This is a genomic window from Sneathiella sp. HT1-7, from assembly GCF_020731145.1.
Lineage (GTDB): Bacteria > Pseudomonadota > Alphaproteobacteria > Sneathiellales > Sneathiellaceae > Sneathiella.
The window spans coordinates 106,267-121,371 of the sequence record NZ_JAJFZN010000002.1 but is presented as its reverse complement, the minus strand read 5'-3'; the positions used below and the strand labels follow the sequence as shown (position 1 = coordinate 121,371).

Below are 15,105 nucleotides of genomic sequence, written 5' to 3'. Positions count from 1 at the left end.
TAAGGCAGGCTAGACAAATTCTATGTCATCGTCCCCAGCCAGCACTAATCCCGTACAAAACCAATTAATCTAAACTCAAAATTAAAAGGTAAGAAAATGACTGACTTCATCAAACACACTATTGAAACAGCCCCGGAAGATTCTAAGCCGCACCTGGAAAAATCGTTGAAGAACAACGGCCGTATCCCCGGGCTTCATGCTATCATGGCTGATGCTCCGGGTCTGTTGGCTACCTATAATTTTGCCCATCAACAATTCATGGCGACAAGCCTGACTGACGAGGAAAAAACTGTCGTTTGGCAAACGGTGAATGTTGAGCAGGACTGCCATTACTGTGTGCCTGCGCATACTGGTATTGCCAAAATGATGAAGATTGATGACGCGATCACTGAGGCGTTGCGTAATGAGACTCCCCTGCCGACAGCTAAGTTGGAAGCGCTGCGCGACTTCACCTTACTGGTTATTCGCAATCGTGGTTTTGTGGACGAGGCTGATACACAAGCCTTCCTGGCGGCGGGTTTCAGCCAGACCAATATCCTGGAAGTTATTCTCGGTGCCGCACAAAAACTTATGTCCAACTATACCAACCATTTTGCCCAGACGCCAATTGATCAAGTGTTCCAAAAATATACGTGGGAGAGAGCGCCCAAGGCCGCCTAGCTATACAATATTTTAGGGCAGAGAGTTCCTCTGCCCTAATACCTTCGCAAAAGTTAAACATGAATGCTTCAAGCTCCCAATTTTCCTGGCAAAATCCCAGTCTTTTCTTGGCCTGAAAAAGCGGGCTCCGATCAAATCAACTTGACGGAAAAACTGATTTCACTGGTCTTTGGCACCGATTATTTGCGATTATGATAAGAAGACGACCGTAGCGACCTCGGATATGATAAAAGGATTATCACATGACAACACCACTCCGCATCGACATTGTATCCGATGTGATGTGCCCTTGGTGCATCATTGGGTATCAACAGTTAGCACGAGCACTTGAAGCTACGGGCACCGCCCATGATATCCACTGGCACCCATTCGAACTGAACCCCGAGATGCCACCAGAGGGCCAGAATACTCGCGAGCATATCATCGAGAAATATGGCTCAACTCCGGAGCAATCAGCGCAGAGTCGGGAGCAGATGACTAAGCTTGGCACTGATCTTGGTTTTGATTTCAGGTTCACTGAAGACATGCGCATGCATAACACGTTCAATGCCCACCAGATGCTTCATTGGGCTGACAAACAGGGGCGCAAGAATGATCTGAAGATGGCGTTATTCACTGCACATTTCACTGAGGGGCGGGACTTGTCTGACATGGCGGTTCTGGCTGATGTAGCCGGGGAAACTGGGCTTGATCGAACCGAAGCACTGGCGGTTCTGGAAGAACAACGGTTTGCGTCTGACGTCCGGCAGGAGCAGAATTTCTGGATCCAACAAGGTATTCGCGGCGTACCGGCAATGGTATTTGACCAGAAACACCTTATCACAGGCGCGCAAGGGGTCGACAATTACACAAAAATCCTGGTCCAACTGACTAAAGAAACCACCTAACCATGCCCCGTTCAGCCCCTTATGATCGTGAAACTGCTCTCGACGCAGCCATGGTACTGTTCTGGGAGAAAGGGTTTCACGCAACCTCACTCAAAGATTTGGAAGCAGCGCTGACGATGAAGCCTGGCAGCATTTATGCGGCGTTTTCCAGTAAAGAAAACCTATACATGTTGGCGCTAGAGCGCTATTTCGCAAAATCCCGCGCAGGGTTTCGCAATCAGGTCTTGCGCGCAGCCTCGCCGCTGGATGCCCTGGCCGATCATTTTCGTGCCTATGCACGACTGGCTCCGAATGATATGTCCCGGCAAGCCTGCATGTTGACCAAAACCTTGGTTGATACGCGTACGACCGACCCTGCCATTGCCGCCGCGACACGCGAATATCTAAGTGCAATGCAAAACGAATTTTCTGCCGCTTTTTCCGCCGCCCTAGACACGGGCGAGCTAAGTAGCAATGCTGATCCAAACCGCTTGGCTCGCCGTTTTCAAGCCAATGTGACCGCGCTGCGACTGGCTTTGCATCAGGGGATGGATACTGGAGATTTCATCCAATTGGCCGAGGACATGGCTTTGGAGATCGAAAACCTGCGGGTAAATGCAACATCATAGCCCGCCCTGAGTGAATAATTCTCAAATTTACTTCTGAGGTTTTTGCCTATTATTGGGTGGGTTGTTGTTTGTATTCTATGAGTACACAGGATACCATCATGGCTAACTAACTAATATCAAATACCATAATGGGGGTTAAAATGTTTAGTCATGTAATGGTTGGCGCCGACGATGTTGAGAAAGCAAAAGTCTTTTACGATGCAATCCTTGGGGAGCTAGGTCATGAGCCTGGTGTGATTGACAGCATGGGTCGTTGTTTCTACCGCACAAAAACAGGCGTGTTCTCGATCAGCAAACCTATTGACGGAAAGCCGGCCTGCAACGGCAATGGCAGTACGATCGGTTTTGCGGCATCGGATACGGATCAGGCAGACAAGTGGCATGCCGCTGGCCTAGCTAACGGCGGCGTTACGTGCGAGGACCCTCCTGGAGTTCGCGAAAGTGCTAATGGCAACCTGTATCTTGCTTACTTACGAGATCCAACGGGCAATAAAATTTGTGCTCTCCATCGCATGAAGTAAATTAGTCATTAGACTTCATATCTTGCGCCTCATGCTTCGCTATAATGTAAAATGACGGTTCGCCCAGAAGAGGGGCGCCCCGTGTCTTCCGTCTAGTTGGCTTCAATTAAGCATTTGGTTAGGGGTGGGATAATGCCAAGCCTGCCCAAGAGGACCTCTAGTCAGTCCTTGAGCAGATCCTCGACCGCCTGTCGCAGAGCTGCCTCATCTTCCGGGTTCTGCGACGGGTTGCCAGCACGATGGCCCCAGATTGATTCTATTGATCGGAATTCAGCGTTCGGCATTTGCGCGGCATCCAGCGCGCTGTCTTCAGGTGTAAAATAAAGATCAGTTTTGGAAGGCATAACGATGGTTTTGGCTGTTATGGCCCCCAGCGCCCGTGCCAGATCGCCCTGATAAATATCATTGTCCGAGATATCCGACGCCTGCCATGTATCCAGGCTTGCCAGCAAATCATGAGCATCACGACGGAGAAAATTAGCCTCCCAACTGCGCACGAGGAAATCCTCTAGCGAATTGAAACCAACCCCTTCGTATAGTTTCTCACGATAGAACGCCTGCGACATCGCCCACCCGGCATAGACACGGCCCATGGCTCTGAGGCCGCGCACCGGGTGAGCCGAAAAATGATCTCCCTGCCAATGAGGATCGCCCGTTAATGCCACGCGTACACCTTGAAGAAACAGCTGATTATGTACTGAGGTGCGGGCGGAACTGCAGACCGAGCAAATCCGCTCAACCCGATCAGGAAAAATCGCGCCCCAATGCAATGCCTGTTGCGCCCCCATAGACCAGCCATAGGCGAGCGCTATCCGCTCGATCCCGAAAACCTCGGTGAGCAGGCGTTCTTGCGCATGGACATTATCCCAATGGGTGAAAAGAGGGTAACGATCCGGGCCAAACGGTGCGACTATGTTGGACGGCGACGTCGACAGACCATTCGTAAACATATTAGGAATGATGATAAACCAGTCTGTCGGATCAAGAACCCGGCCAGGGCCGATCAGCCATTCGGTATCGTAATGCTGGGCGCCGTAAGAAGTTGGATACAAAATGACATTGGATTTATCATCGGCGAGACGGCCATATGTCTGGTAGGCGATCTCTGCCCGCGGCAAAGTGATGCCTCGTTGCAGCGTCAGATTCTCAAGCTCAAAAATTGAGTGACCAACAGTCGACATATTCGCTCCTAATATTTGCTGCCTGCGGGGCGCGGCTAAGGGGGATCCATTTTGAGTTTTGAATATAGCTTTTCTCTGAGTGCTTCGTAAGGTGTAATTATCTACTTTACTTTTCCAAGACCGCCATTCACATGCCCTCTATATCGTCGGTCATCTGAATGAGACTTCCTATTGACCCCAAAAAGATCGCCTGTGCATTTCGAACAAAACTGCCAGATTTCGTAGTCGATACATACATTCAGGGTGAATAATAAAATTAAAGACAAAACACTATGTCTAACTTAGTCAGGGCAGTGACAATAATTCAACTGAGTGGACAAGAACCAAACAAGTCAGATAGCATACGTCCTGAATATAAATAATTATAAGAGCTAAACCATGGCCATGATACTAAGCGATGCCGATGTTATCGACAGAATTTTCTCACATTTAGATGCCAAAACCACAGACGTGGGAGAAAACGTTTGGCGCGAACCGGTTGAAAATTATCATTCAGAGGAACGCTTTCAGGCGGAAGTAGAGATGCTGCGCCGCCTGCCAGTCCCTTTCTGCCCCTCTGCGGCCGTGCCAGAGAATGGATCGTTTGTTGCCCGTACAGCCGCATTAACGCCGATTGTCGTAGTGCGCGGGGACGACGGTATTGTGCGCGCCTTCCGCAACAGTTGCCGACATCGGGGAATGGCCGTCGCAAACGGGAACGGCTGTGCCCGCGCTTTCGTATGCCCTTATCACTCCTGGACTTATGGCCTAGAGGGAAATCTCAAACATATTCCCGGCCAAGAAGGGTTTCCCGGTGTGGATATGGCGGAACATGGGTTGATCCCCGTTAAGGCGGAAGAGCGCGGAGGTCTTGTGTTTGTAACACAGGACGCGCCACTTTCGAATGGCGCTCTCGACGCATTGCCGGACATCCTCGATCCTCGGCAGGACATGTTCGACCACGGTGAATATACGGATGCCGCGAATTGGAAACTCATCGCAGAAACATCAATGGAGGGGTACCATATCAAGAGCCTTCATAACCGTACATTTTTCCCCTACGGCTTGGACAACGTAAATGTCGTAGAGGTTTTTGGAACCAACTCCCGTATTATTTTCCCGTTTCGCCGCATAAATAAACTGCGAGACATTCCGCGTGAAAAACGGCGTATCAACGGGATGACCACAGATGTTTACCAACTCTTTCCCAATACTCACCTCTCCGTTCTCTCCAATCATACGCAACTCGTCGTGCTGGAGCCGGTGTCCCCTATCGAGACCCGGTCAGTTGTATACCGTATGCGCAACCTTGACACACAGGGTATTCCCGTCGATCTGGATGTTGCAATCCGCGACGCCGGCTTCGTCAAGAATTCTGGCATTGAGGAAGATCGGGAAGCTGCCCGCACGATACAAATAGGTTTAGGCTCCAAGGCCAACAGTCATTTCACTTTCGGATATTATGAAAAAGCAATCGTCCATTTTCATGAAACTCTTAATGACCATCTTGTAAAAAGGAACGACCCAAATGGCTGAATTGATTAGGGAGACTGAGGGAAATCTATTGAGATTGACGCTAAATCGGCCGGAACAGATGAATGCCATGTCTGCAGAGCTGATAAATGACCTAACAGACGCCATAATGGATGTCACTGCGAGCCGTTCGGCCAGGGCAATAATGATAACCGGCTCAGGTCGAGGATTTTGTGCTGGGGCGGACTTGCAGGGAAGCGGACTCGCGGATCGGCGGGATTTTATTGAAGGGCAAATGATGGCGGGAATAAATCGGCTTATTCTCGCTGTTCGAGAAGTGCCGGTTCCGGTTGTGATTGCTCTCAATGGCGCGGCCGCAGGCGCTGGTTGCGGGCTGGCGCTATCGGGGGATATCTTGATCGCCGCCCGCTCGGCGAAACTTCTGACCGCTTTTTCGCGAATTGGTGCCGTTTTGGATGGTGGCATGTCCTGGTCTCTCGTTCAAAAGCTCGGAACTGCTCAGGCTACTGCCCTTGCAATGTTCGGGGATCAGCCCATCGACGCCGAAACAGCTAAAGAATGGGGCTTGATTTGGCAGGTTGTCGACGACGATAAGCTTCCTGATGAGGCAACCAGTCTGGCTCAACGACTCGCGAATGGCCCTTCAGTAGCATTGGGTCTGATCAAACGGCAAATTGCGTTCGCCCAAGGTAATGGCATTGCTGATTCATTAAGGTTTGAAGCAGCATGTCAGGGACAAGCATTTAAGACTGACGACTTTATGGAAGGCGTTAAAGCTTTCCAGGAAAACCGTCCGGCAGAATTTAAAGGGAAGTAGGCGGAAACGCATTAAACCAAAAATCGGCGCGCCCGAATTTACACTCAACCTATTGACTATTTTTAAATTCTATACCACCATTCCGACGTAGTTTCGTACGACCAAGTAACAAAGAATAAACGTACCGAGGCACAGACAGAATTTTCTAGTCAGGGAAAAACAATGAAACTTTTATCTAAGTTAGCCAAGAGCCTCGCTCTTATGGCAACGCTGTTCACTTTGTGTGCTTTCAGCGCGAATGCATATGCAGAATATCACCTCCGTTACAGCGAACTCGGCCCGCCACGCGGAGCGCGGGCAGAATCCTTGAAATGGTGGGCTTCTGAAATTGAGAAACGCACAAACGGCGAAGTAAAAATCGAATTTTTCTGGAGCCAAGCGCTATCCAAGGGCAAGGAAACCTTGAGGGCCGTTTCTACCGGCCTTGCAGATGCGGGAACCATAATGGGCCCTTACAACCCTGCCGAAATGCCGGTATGGAACTACGGAAACATCCCGTTTGTCGCTGGCGATATCTGGGTTACGCTCAGGACTTGGCAAGATCTGCAAAGAACAATGCCAGAGCTTTCCAACGAGATGAAGAAGAACGGCATTCATTTGCTGGCTAACTTCACCACAGGCCCCAGCGAGATTGTTTCAAACTTTGAGATCAAATCAGCTGCTGACCTCGATGGCAAAAAAATCCGGGCGACTGCCGGCTTTATTACGCTTTTGAAAAACCTCGGCGCCATTCCTGTAAATCTCGGTCATAGCGAAATCTATCAGGCTATGGACCGCGGTACAGTTGATGCCGGTGCTACCTACATGTTTGCGACCCGTTCATATAAATTTTATGAAGTTGCGGACTATGTAACGGAAGTCAACATGGGGCAGGTTGTTGGATATGGTGCAGGTATAAATCGCCAGCAATGGAATGAAATGCCTGAAAACATCAGGAATATCATGACGGAAGTCAGCGAGGAGTTTGTTGAACATTACTCCAAAGCCCTGATCGAAGATAACGCTTCTGCCCGCGCCGAATTGCTCAAAGGCATTGACGGTAAAGTCATGAAAATTACCACTCTTGATGAGGCAGAGCGCGCGAAATGGAGAGCTGCGGCAGAAGAGCTGGTCGTTGAATGGAAAGAAAGAACAGATGCCAAGGGTATCGATTCCCAGAGTGTCATTGATCAGTACAATGCGACTTTCGCAAAATACCAGAAGGAGCTCGAAGAAAAGGGCTATCCTTGGAACCGTTGAGCTGTATTTCGTAACTAATTAATCTGGAAAATAGATGAAAAACAGCTTTCACTATTTCGAGAAATCTCTCGTTCTAGTTGCCGGCATAGCCGTTATGCTCATGCTTGCAATCACCACATTGTCTGTATTAGGCCGATACGTCATAGGCGCCCCAATACCAGACGATGTGGTGATGAATGAGTTCCTCATGGTGTTCGTCGTGTTCTTGCCTTTCGCTTTTGTGCAGTCACAACGCGAACACATCATGGTGACCTTGTTCACAGATAAACTCTCCGACCGCGTAAACCTGATCCTCGACGCCTTCGGCTTTCTGCTTGGTTTCGCGTTTTTCGCGATCATGACCTATTCAGCATTCCACTACTTTCTGGATGCGTGGATTACCGGAAATTATATGGAAGGCCCGCTATCATTACCGGAATGGCCGGTCCGTTTCATATTTTTTGTCGGCATTCTCATGTTTACGCTTCGGTTTGCAATAGACGTGGTCAAAGCCGGGCTTGAGCTCACGAACAGAAAGTAAATTTTTATGGATCCCATTACTCTCGGATTCTGCGGAATCGGCGTACTTTTACTACTAATTATTATTCGTGTTCCAATTGCGGTCGCGCTTGCGGTCGTCGGATTTGTTGGTCTCATTCTGGCTATTGGATGGCCTGCAGGTCGGGAAGCCAATCTCGAACGGGGCTGGCAGGCGGCGATAAACTATATCGCGTTTGAACCCTACTCATTCGTTGCCTCCTTCTCCCTTGTTGCCATTCCGCTCTTTTTGATGATGGGCTACGTCGCCTTTCATTTCGGATTTACACGTGATGGATATGATGCGGCTCGTGCATGGCTGTCCCGGCTTCCGGGGGGGCTCGCCGTCGCTTCTGTCATGGGCTGCGCAATGTTTGCTGCAGTCAGTGGTTCTAGCCTGGCAACGGCTGCCGCCATGGGTAAACTCGCCGTGCCGGAAATGCTTCGCTACAAATACGACAAGGGACTGGCAACAGGTGTAATCGCCGCCAGCGGTACGCTGGGATCCCTAATTCCGCCAAGTATTCTTATGATTATCTATGGCCTGTTTACCGAACTATCCGTTGGAAAGCTTCTTCTTGCAGGCTTGGTACCCGGTATTCTTTCTGCATTGATCTACATTCTTATGATCGTCATTCGGGCCCTGATTAACCCGAAAATAGCGCCGCCTCCTGAAAATGTTAGTTGGGATACACGCTACAAATCCCTTCAAGGTACATGGTCGATAATTCTTCTGTTTGTACTTGTGATGGGTGGCATTTATGCCGGTATAGTAACCCCGACAGAGGCCGCCGCCGTTGGTGCCGCAGGTGCGTGGGGTCTAGCCGCCCTTTCCAAACGATTGAAGGCAAAAGAAGCGAAGCTTTCGATTCTTGAAACAGTGACCCAATCCGCCAGTATATTTGCCGTTGTCATAGGCGCCAAAATATTTGTTGGCTTTATTGCTATTACCGGGGTTGCTGGTTTCTTGTCGGATTTAGCGCTATCGCTCGATTATCCGCCGATTGTTATCCTACTAGCCCTGTCGCTGGTATATGTCGTTCTTGGAACGTTTATGGACCCACTCGGGATCATGCTATTGACGTTGCCAGTGGTTGTGCCTGTGATCGAAAATCTGGGTTATGACCTGATCTGGTTTGGCGTCATCATGATTAAATTGCTTGAAATCGGTCTAATTACTCCGCCTGTCGGACTGAATGTCTATATTCTAAAAGGGGTGATTGGTGACACAGTTAAGCTTGAAACCATATTCAAAGGCGTCCTCTGGTTCCTCGTTATGGATATTTTGACTTTGCTGCTGTTGATACTCGTACCGGAAATCAGTCTGTTCTTACCGAACGCACTGAATTGATTTTCCAATGCGAATATCTCTTGTATTAGAGTGCAAACAGATCCGGAGTTTCGCTTAATAGACGGATAGGATAAACTCGGAACTAGCTAATTTTCCTGATAGTTCCGAGTTTACCCTTTAACGTCACCTATTGTCGTTTAGCGCTAAAGTACGACAATCTAATGATTGGCGATGGTGGTGTGCGCGGGGTTCAAATTATTTGCCATTATGGCGCGCGAAGACGACAGCTTTGGTTATGAGATAGAATTCATCACATATCCGGATTAACTACCTGCATGTGCTGGTTCCGAACCGTCCTCAGATATAGCCTCTTCTTTATTTTAAGGAAGCTTTACTGAGTCCCGGATTGCTCATAAGCTGCATGGATATGTGTATGCTTGGGGAGGGATGCATGATGAGAGATAAAATTATCACGCCCACAAAAGAAACACTGACAAATAGGCCAATGAAAGCCAACTTCCTTGTAAAGGAGATGGCTTTGGTAAGCGACGTGGGGCCGGAAGACGTCTGGAGTTGGCTCACCGCCGGTTGGTTAGACCTGAAAGCTAATACTGTTGTCAGTGTAAGTTATGCCGCCCTCTTTATTATCTTCGGGCTGATTTTATCCTTCGGATTTTACTTCATGGGCTGGCCTTATCTGATCCTGCCTGGCCTGACTGGTTTTCTTCTTGTAGGACCTGCTGTCGGAATCGGTTTTTACGAGATTAGCCGCCAATACGCAGCCGGAGAGAAGGTATCCTTTATGGCCGCAGTTACCGCCGCGCGCTATAATAAATTAGGGATCTTTGGTTTTGGCGTTGCCCTCGCCTTTGTATTTCAGGTTTGGATACGCATTTCCTTTACAGTTTTTGCACTGAATTTTCCGGGCATCATGCCAGAATGGCGCATCATCTTGACGCGCGCGCTCAGTATGGAAGGCGTCTATTTCGGAATATCAATAGCCATTGTTGGTGCGGTTTTTGCCACCTGTATATTTCTTGTGGGAGCTTTCGCCATGCCGATGATGATGGACAGGAAATCAGTGCTACTGCCCTCGCTCATTACCAGTGCCTACGCCGTCACACAAAACCGGAACGCAATGCTTCTTTGGGCTGCTATTATCGTTGTTTTCACCGGAATTGGCTTGGCCACAGCAGGGGTCGGACTGATTGTCACCCTACCGCTCATCGGTCACGCGACTTGGCATGCCTATAAGCAGGTGATGTCAGAAGATCTTCCGGAAGGTGAATCCCATCCCACCGGCACCATTGCAGGGATTGAGTGAATTTTTGGGCATGGACGAGAGGATGTGTGAGCGATGCTCCCTTCTTCTTTTGGGAAGTCAGCACATATAGCAACGACCGCACACTATTCTCAAGCCGTTACAAGAAGTCTCTCAAATCCGCTGTGAACTTATCAAACTGGTCATGGTGTAACCAATGCCCCGCATTATTGTAATTTTTCACGATGGCATTCTTGAAATGCTTTATACGCCCGTCATCAACAGGGTTTGACGCCCAGCTGTCATTGCCGTAGCACAGCATTGTCGGGCAAGTGATTTCGCTCCACAATGTTTGGGTGTCCTCCTGGCTGATGTCAGACGGTCCCCAAACACGCATATAATTATCAAATTTCCAGCTGAATGTACCATCTTCATTCTGGTTGACGGCATGGGTTGTCAGATGTAGGGCCTGCTCGTCTGACAAATGCTTATTCTCAGCCTTCATGCGTGCAAGGGCATCTTCAAATGTATCATAGCGGCGATGCAAACGACCACTTGCCGCTCGCTTCTGATCAATCCAGTCACGCCAGCGTTTGGCCATCGGGACGGCTTGCGCCTCCTTTATCATTTTTGGGGATGATCCTAGCCCCTCTATCGCGACAATCTTTCTGACATTCTCTGGATAGAGCCCCGTATAGCGGAGCGCAATACTGCCACCGAGAGAATGAGAAACAATCGTTACCGGGCTCAATTCCTTTTGATGGATAAGCTGGGCGATATCATATACATAGCTCTGGACATTGTAGTTGCCATCCGTGGACCAGCCACTGTCTCCGTGCCCCCTAAGGTCCGGCGCAATGATATGCCAGTCGTGACGCAGCTCTTCCGCCACCCAGTCCCAGTTCCGGCAATGATCCCGCCCACCATGGATAAGCAACAACGGCGGTGCCTCTGGATTTCCCCAGTCCACATAATGAAGCTTAATCCGCTGCGAAATATAGCTATTTGAAATCGGCCCCATGGGCTATTCCCCGTATTCTTTACCTAATCATGTTAAGGCGCATTATATGATGATTTACCCGCTACGGTCTATCCACAGTAATGGCTCGAAAGAAGTGGTTACCTTCAATCTTCAAAACCGATAAAGGTTGCAACTTCCTCAACCGGCCTGCGGGTGGAGACAACCGCATTCGCCGGAAAGCTATCGTCCGGATACCCCATAGCAACTGCCGTCTGGATCACATGATTTTCGGGGATCCCAGCATGCTCCCGCACGACAGGTGATTGCATAATACCCTGACTATTGATAACGGCACCGATACCCCGGCTCCAGGCGGCAAGTACCAACCCATAGGTTATTGCCCCAAGATCAAAATGACGGATATCCCCTTGCAAATTTTTGTCGTAAGCAACGATCACAGAGACCGGCGCATCAAACTGACGAAAGCCCCGAAGTACCCATTCCTGACGCCGTTCCGCGTCATGCCGCTCAATTCCCATGGCTTCAAAAAGCTGAACGGCCACTTTCACCTGACGATCGCGATGAACACCCTCATATTTATCTTCAACTCGAAACTCTCTGGAGGACGGTACGCCTGCGAGGTTCCGCTCTGTATTTCCTGCACGGATGCGATCCAAGGGCTCCCCACTGATTACGTGCAAATGCCATGGCTGCGTATTCATTGAAGACGGCGCGCGGGCGGCAATGTCGATTATTTCCTTCAGTACATCTTTTGGAATTGGGTCCGGTTTATAGCCGCGGATAGAGCGCCTTCCGCGCACGATAGTATCGAAGTCCATTATTTTTCTCTTATTTTTGTAAATATTTTGTTGGCGCAGGAAATCCTTGCGAGAGAGATATATAATCCTTACCTTAAAATTCCTCTTCAAGAAAGGACTGTATTGCCCGAAAAAGCTGATCCCTCCGCCGTTCAAGTAATGCGGAATGTGTTGCTTTTCCAACGATCGTATAGCGGCGATGGGGAGCATTGATCAGTTTATGATAGAGCGCGAGCGCCCCCTCAGCCGTCGTTTCGATATCCTTTTCGCCCACAATAGCCAACGTCGGAACCCTGACCTCAGCTGGGTCATATTGGAACACACCTTGCGACCAACGGCATACCTTGTCATCCACCACACCCGTCGGCGCACGCAGCATTGGTGGATCATGTTCACCAGATTTAGGATCGCTGGCGACCGCTTCATCCAGCCACTGCTGCTGCCAGTCTGGCTCGATAATATCCGCAATCTCTGCTGGTTTCAGCCCATGCTCCCAGCGAGCTTTAATCGACTGAGCATCCACATAGCGATAGGCCGTCGTTGGCCTATCATTTCCAATGAGAGACGCGCCAGAATTCAGCATACTTGTCCCATAGAGAGCCAGTCGTTCGACCTTGGCATTATTTTTAGCAGTGTACGCACCTGCGATTAAGGTTCCCCATGAGTATCCCAGCAGTTGCAGTTTCTCTATGCTGCGCTTCGCCAGAATATAGTCAACCATCATACCAAGATCGGATATCGCGACATCCGTATGCACAATCGGCCCGTTGGCGTCCGCCGCCTGTTCCATTTCCGCCGGTCGATCGGATCGCCCATAGCCGCGGATATCCATAAGCCAGCAGTCGAACCCTGCCTCAGCCAACGTATCCATCCAGGAGTAGCCCCCCGCGGCAAAGTCGAAGGTCACAGACGACGGATATGTTGCCCCATGCACAAACAACAAAGTACGGTCTGGCCGTCCCAGAACGGCATCCGTCCGTCGCTTGTTCCGCAAGAAAATGGATAGTTCATGGTCCCCGATAGGAACCATGAATTCTTCAACAATCAAATCTTTCATGACTATTCTTTGGTTCTCAGGCCCTACCATGCATCGTGCTTCTGTGCCTCGGCCCGACCAACAACCATATGATGCACTTCATCCGGACCATCGGCGAAGCGGAGATGGCGTTGATTTGCATACATGCTGGCTAGTGGCGTCCAATGGGACATTCCGGTCGCGCCATGAATCTGGATCGCCTGATCAATTATTTGGCATACCTTTTCCGGCACCATGGCCTTGACCGCGCTGACATAGACACGTGCTTCCCGGTTCCCGAGAACATCCATCGCTTTTGCTGCCTGAAGTACCATCAGACGCATGGCATCAATTTCAATGCGGGCACGGGCAATCACTTCAAGGTTCTTGCCAAGCTTCAAAATGGTTTTGCCAAATGCTGTCCGACTGCCAGCCCGCTTAACCATTAATTCCAGGGCTTTCTCCGCCTGACCAATTGACCGCATGCAATGATGAATGCGTCCGGGTCCGAGCCTTACTTGAGATATTTCAAAGCCACGCCCTTCACCCAGAAGTATATTCTCTTCCGGAACACGCACGTTATTAAACTTGAGATGCATATGACCGCGCGGCGCATGATCTTCACCAAATACCTGCATCCCTTCGATAATCTCAACACCAGGGGTATCAATCGGCACCAGAATTTGGGACTGCTGTTTCGACGACGGGGCATCCGGGCTGGTCTTCACCATGGTGATCATGATTTTACAGCGAGGATCACCGGCACCTGAGATGTAATATTTCTCGCCATTAATGACCCATTCGCCATTTTCCAGACGCGCCGTGGTGCTGATATTCTTTGCATCGGAAGAGGCCTCTCCCGGCTCAGTCATCGCGTATGCAGACCGGATTTCGCCGTTCAGCAATGGTTTCAACCACTTTTCTTTCTGCTCCGGTGTTCCGACCCGCTCCAATACCTCCATATTGCCGGTATCGGGAGCACTACAGTTTAGGGTTTCCGGTGCAAGGCTATTCTTGCCGAGCTCCGATGCGATATAAGCATAGTCCAGATTACTTAAGCCTTCGCCGGTCTCCGCGTCGGGCAAGAAGAAGTTCCACAATCCCGATTCCTTGGCTTTCGCCTTAGCACCGTCAAGTAATTCAAGCTGACGCGGATGCCAGCTCCAACGGTCTTCTTTCCCTTCGTTCAGGGCATAGAATTCTTCAGTAATTGGCGCAACATTTTCCTCAATATGTTTTTGCACAGCATAAAGTAAGGGGCGCGCCTCTTCTGACATAGCTAGGTTAAACAGCTCTTGGTCGGTTCCCGACATATTATTGTTCCTTATTTCGAATAAGTTGAATGTTCTTAATGCTGCGATTGTTAGCTACTGTCTGTCAACCGCTATAACAGCATCTGTTCACGGCAGGTATCCACGTTCTATATAGGGAAAGTCCCAAAGTTCCCGGTTCTTCGGGTTTTGTAGGTAGTGGTTATTATGATAACTCCGGATCTCGGTTATCTTGTCGTCTCTGAATATATACCACTCCGTACCACGCAACGTCTGACGCTTCTGATCAACCGGTGATGTCCAGGGCATACTCCATTCAATAACGGCTTCCGGCTCTTGAATTATAATATGATCCAGAGCCCATGATGCCTTTGTTTTCGGACCGACCTTCACCCAATAGTTTGCCAAGGCCGCCGCCCCTATTACCGGCGCATGATCAACAAAATAATGGACGATGTCCGGGTCAAAGGTAGACATCATCAGATCAAAATCTGCCATGGAACATCCTTCATAATATCGTCTGATAATTTCCGTATATCGATGCAATGTCTGTGACTCCATCTTAAATTCCAGTAAGTTTTTCTTA

At 49.5% G+C, this 15,105-nt stretch carries 16 protein-coding genes; 10 read left to right on the top strand and 6 right to left on the bottom strand.

Annotated elements, in window-relative coordinates:
- The first annotated feature begins 96 nt into the window (after window positions 1-96).
- The 4 genes from LKE13_RS05775 (at window position 97) to LKE13_RS05760 (ending at window position 2,676) form a co-directional block, all read left to right on the top strand.
- The gene (locus LKE13_RS05775) at window positions 97-660 is read left to right on the top strand and encodes a carboxymuconolactone decarboxylase family protein (protein ID WP_227949103.1); all 564 of its coding nucleotides are present in this window, start codon (window positions 97-99) and stop codon (window positions 658-660) included.
- Window positions 661-902: 242 nt separating this feature from the next.
- Window positions 903-1,547, top strand: a complete 645-nt coding sequence (locus tag LKE13_RS05770; protein WP_227949101.1) for a DsbA family protein — start codon at window positions 903-905, stop codon at window positions 1,545-1,547.
- A gap of 2 nt (window positions 1,548-1,549) precedes the next feature.
- Complete coding sequence (locus tag LKE13_RS05765) at window positions 1,550-2,155, top strand: TetR/AcrR family transcriptional regulator (protein WP_227949099.1); 606 nt, start codon at window positions 1,550-1,552, stop codon at window positions 2,153-2,155.
- Between the two features lie 140 nt (window positions 2,156-2,295).
- Window positions 2,296-2,676 carry a VOC family protein gene (locus tag LKE13_RS05760; protein ID WP_227949097.1) on the top strand — a complete coding sequence of 127 codons (381 nt, stop codon included), beginning with the start codon at window positions 2,296-2,298 and terminating at the stop codon, window positions 2,674-2,676.
- Window positions 2,677-2,837: 161 nt separating this feature from the next.
- Here LKE13_RS05760 and LKE13_RS05755 read toward each other — a convergent pair whose 3' ends face one another.
- Window positions 2,838-3,857, bottom strand: coding sequence for an alpha/beta fold hydrolase (locus LKE13_RS05755; protein ID WP_227949095.1), 1,020 nt, complete (start codon window positions 3,855-3,857; stop codon window positions 2,838-2,840).
- 378 nt (window positions 3,858-4,235) lie between these two features.
- Here LKE13_RS05755 and LKE13_RS05750 point away from each other — a divergent pair, with 378 nt between their 5' ends.
- The 6 genes from LKE13_RS05750 to LKE13_RS05725 all read left to right on the top strand — a co-directional run bounded on the left by LKE13_RS05750 (window position 4,236) and on the right by LKE13_RS05725 (window position 10,517).
- The gene (locus tag LKE13_RS05750; protein ID WP_227949093.1) at window positions 4,236-5,372 is read left to right on the top strand and encodes an aromatic ring-hydroxylating oxygenase subunit alpha; all 1,137 of its coding nucleotides are present in this window, start codon (window positions 4,236-4,238) and stop codon (window positions 5,370-5,372) included.
- Window positions 5,365-6,147, top strand: coding sequence for an enoyl-CoA hydratase-related protein (locus LKE13_RS05745; RefSeq protein WP_227949091.1), 783 nt, complete (start codon window positions 5,365-5,367; stop codon window positions 6,145-6,147). The genes LKE13_RS05750 and LKE13_RS05745 overlap by 8 nt, the downstream gene beginning before the upstream one ends.
- A 162-nt stretch (window positions 6,148-6,309) precedes the next feature.
- Window positions 6,310-7,386: a C4-dicarboxylate TRAP transporter substrate-binding protein gene (locus tag LKE13_RS05740; protein WP_227949089.1), complete on the top strand. Its 1,077-nt coding sequence runs from the start codon at window positions 6,310-6,312 to the stop codon at window positions 7,384-7,386.
- Window positions 7,387-7,420: 34 nt separating this feature from the next.
- Entirely contained in the window at window positions 7,421-7,906 is a 486-nt protein-coding gene (locus tag LKE13_RS05735) for a TRAP transporter small permease (protein WP_227949088.1), read from the top strand.
- A 6-nt stretch (window positions 7,907-7,912) separates the two neighbouring features.
- The gene (locus LKE13_RS05730; protein WP_227949086.1) at window positions 7,913-9,253 is read left to right on the top strand and encodes a TRAP transporter large permease; all 1,341 of its coding nucleotides are present in this window, start codon (window positions 7,913-7,915) and stop codon (window positions 9,251-9,253) included.
- A 391-nt stretch (window positions 9,254-9,644) separates the two neighbouring features.
- Window positions 9,645-10,517 carry a DUF2189 domain-containing protein gene (locus LKE13_RS05725; RefSeq protein WP_227949084.1) on the top strand — a complete coding sequence of 291 codons (873 nt, stop codon included), beginning with the start codon at window positions 9,645-9,647 and terminating at the stop codon, window positions 10,515-10,517.
- Between the two features lie 97 nt (window positions 10,518-10,614).
- On the opposite strand, the gene LKE13_RS05720 is transcribed toward LKE13_RS05725, so the two are convergent.
- The 5 genes from LKE13_RS05720 to LKE13_RS05700 all read right to left on the bottom strand — a co-directional run bounded on the left by LKE13_RS05720 (window position 10,615) and on the right by LKE13_RS05700 (window position 15,080).
- On the bottom strand, window positions 10,615-11,475 hold the full coding sequence (locus tag LKE13_RS05720; protein WP_227949082.1) for an alpha/beta fold hydrolase: 861 nt from the start codon (window positions 11,473-11,475) through the stop codon (window positions 10,615-10,617).
- 104 nt (window positions 11,476-11,579) lie between these two features.
- Window positions 11,580-12,254 (bottom strand): nitroreductase, encoded by a 675-nt coding sequence (locus LKE13_RS05715; RefSeq protein ID WP_227949081.1) that lies wholly within the window; start codon window positions 12,252-12,254, stop codon window positions 11,580-11,582.
- Between the two features lie 73 nt (window positions 12,255-12,327).
- Window positions 12,328-13,290, bottom strand: coding sequence for an alpha/beta hydrolase (locus LKE13_RS05710; RefSeq protein WP_227949079.1), 963 nt, complete (start codon window positions 13,288-13,290; stop codon window positions 12,328-12,330).
- 23 nt (window positions 13,291-13,313) lie between these two features.
- Window positions 13,314-14,561, bottom strand: coding sequence for an acyl-CoA dehydrogenase family protein (locus LKE13_RS05705; RefSeq protein WP_227949076.1), 1,248 nt, complete (start codon window positions 14,559-14,561; stop codon window positions 13,314-13,316).
- Window positions 14,562-14,648: 87 nt separating this feature from the next.
- A complete protein-coding gene (locus LKE13_RS05700; RefSeq protein ID WP_227949074.1) occupies window positions 14,649-15,080 on the bottom strand; it encodes a nuclear transport factor 2 family protein in 432 nt (143 codons plus the stop codon).
- Window positions 15,081-15,105 lie beyond the last annotated feature (25 nt).

Coding starts and splice junctions, on each gene's coding strand:
- LKE13_RS05700 (WP_227949074.1), bottom strand. CDS start 15,080: ATGGAGTCACAGACATTGCATCGATATACGGAAATTATCAGACGATAT.
- LKE13_RS05760 (WP_227949097.1), top strand. CDS start 2,296: ATGTTTAGTCATGTAATGGTTGGCGCCGACGATGTTGAGAAAGCAAAA.
- LKE13_RS05770 (WP_227949101.1), top strand. CDS start 903: ATGACAACACCACTCCGCATCGACATTGTATCCGATGTGATGTGCCCT.
- LKE13_RS05745 (WP_227949091.1), top strand. CDS start 5,365: ATGGCTGAATTGATTAGGGAGACTGAGGGAAATCTATTGAGATTGACG.
- LKE13_RS05775 (WP_227949103.1), top strand. CDS start 97: ATGACTGACTTCATCAAACACACTATTGAAACAGCCCCGGAAGATTCT.
- LKE13_RS05715 (WP_227949081.1), bottom strand. CDS start 12,254: ATGGACTTCGATACTATCGTGCGCGGAAGGCGCTCTATCCGCGGCTAT.
- LKE13_RS05750 (WP_227949093.1), top strand. CDS start 4,236: ATGGCCATGATACTAAGCGATGCCGATGTTATCGACAGAATTTTCTCA.
- LKE13_RS05740 (WP_227949089.1), top strand. CDS start 6,310: ATGAAACTTTTATCTAAGTTAGCCAAGAGCCTCGCTCTTATGGCAACG.
- LKE13_RS05755 (WP_227949095.1), bottom strand. CDS start 3,857: ATGTCGACTGTTGGTCACTCAATTTTTGAGCTTGAGAATCTGACGCTG.
- LKE13_RS05735 (WP_227949088.1), top strand. CDS start 7,421: ATGAAAAACAGCTTTCACTATTTCGAGAAATCTCTCGTTCTAGTTGCC.
- LKE13_RS05730 (WP_227949086.1), top strand. CDS start 7,913: ATGGATCCCATTACTCTCGGATTCTGCGGAATCGGCGTACTTTTACTA.
- LKE13_RS05725 (WP_227949084.1), top strand. CDS start 9,645: ATGATGAGAGATAAAATTATCACGCCCACAAAAGAAACACTGACAAAT.
- LKE13_RS05765 (WP_227949099.1), top strand. CDS start 1,550: ATGCCCCGTTCAGCCCCTTATGATCGTGAAACTGCTCTCGACGCAGCC.
- LKE13_RS05705 (WP_227949076.1), bottom strand. CDS start 14,561: ATGTCGGGAACCGACCAAGAGCTGTTTAACCTAGCTATGTCAGAAGAG.
- LKE13_RS05720 (WP_227949082.1), bottom strand. CDS start 11,475: ATGGGGCCGATTTCAAATAGCTATATTTCGCAGCGGATTAAGCTTCAT.
- LKE13_RS05710 (WP_227949079.1), bottom strand. CDS start 13,290: ATGAAAGATTTGATTGTTGAAGAATTCATGGTTCCTATCGGGGACCAT.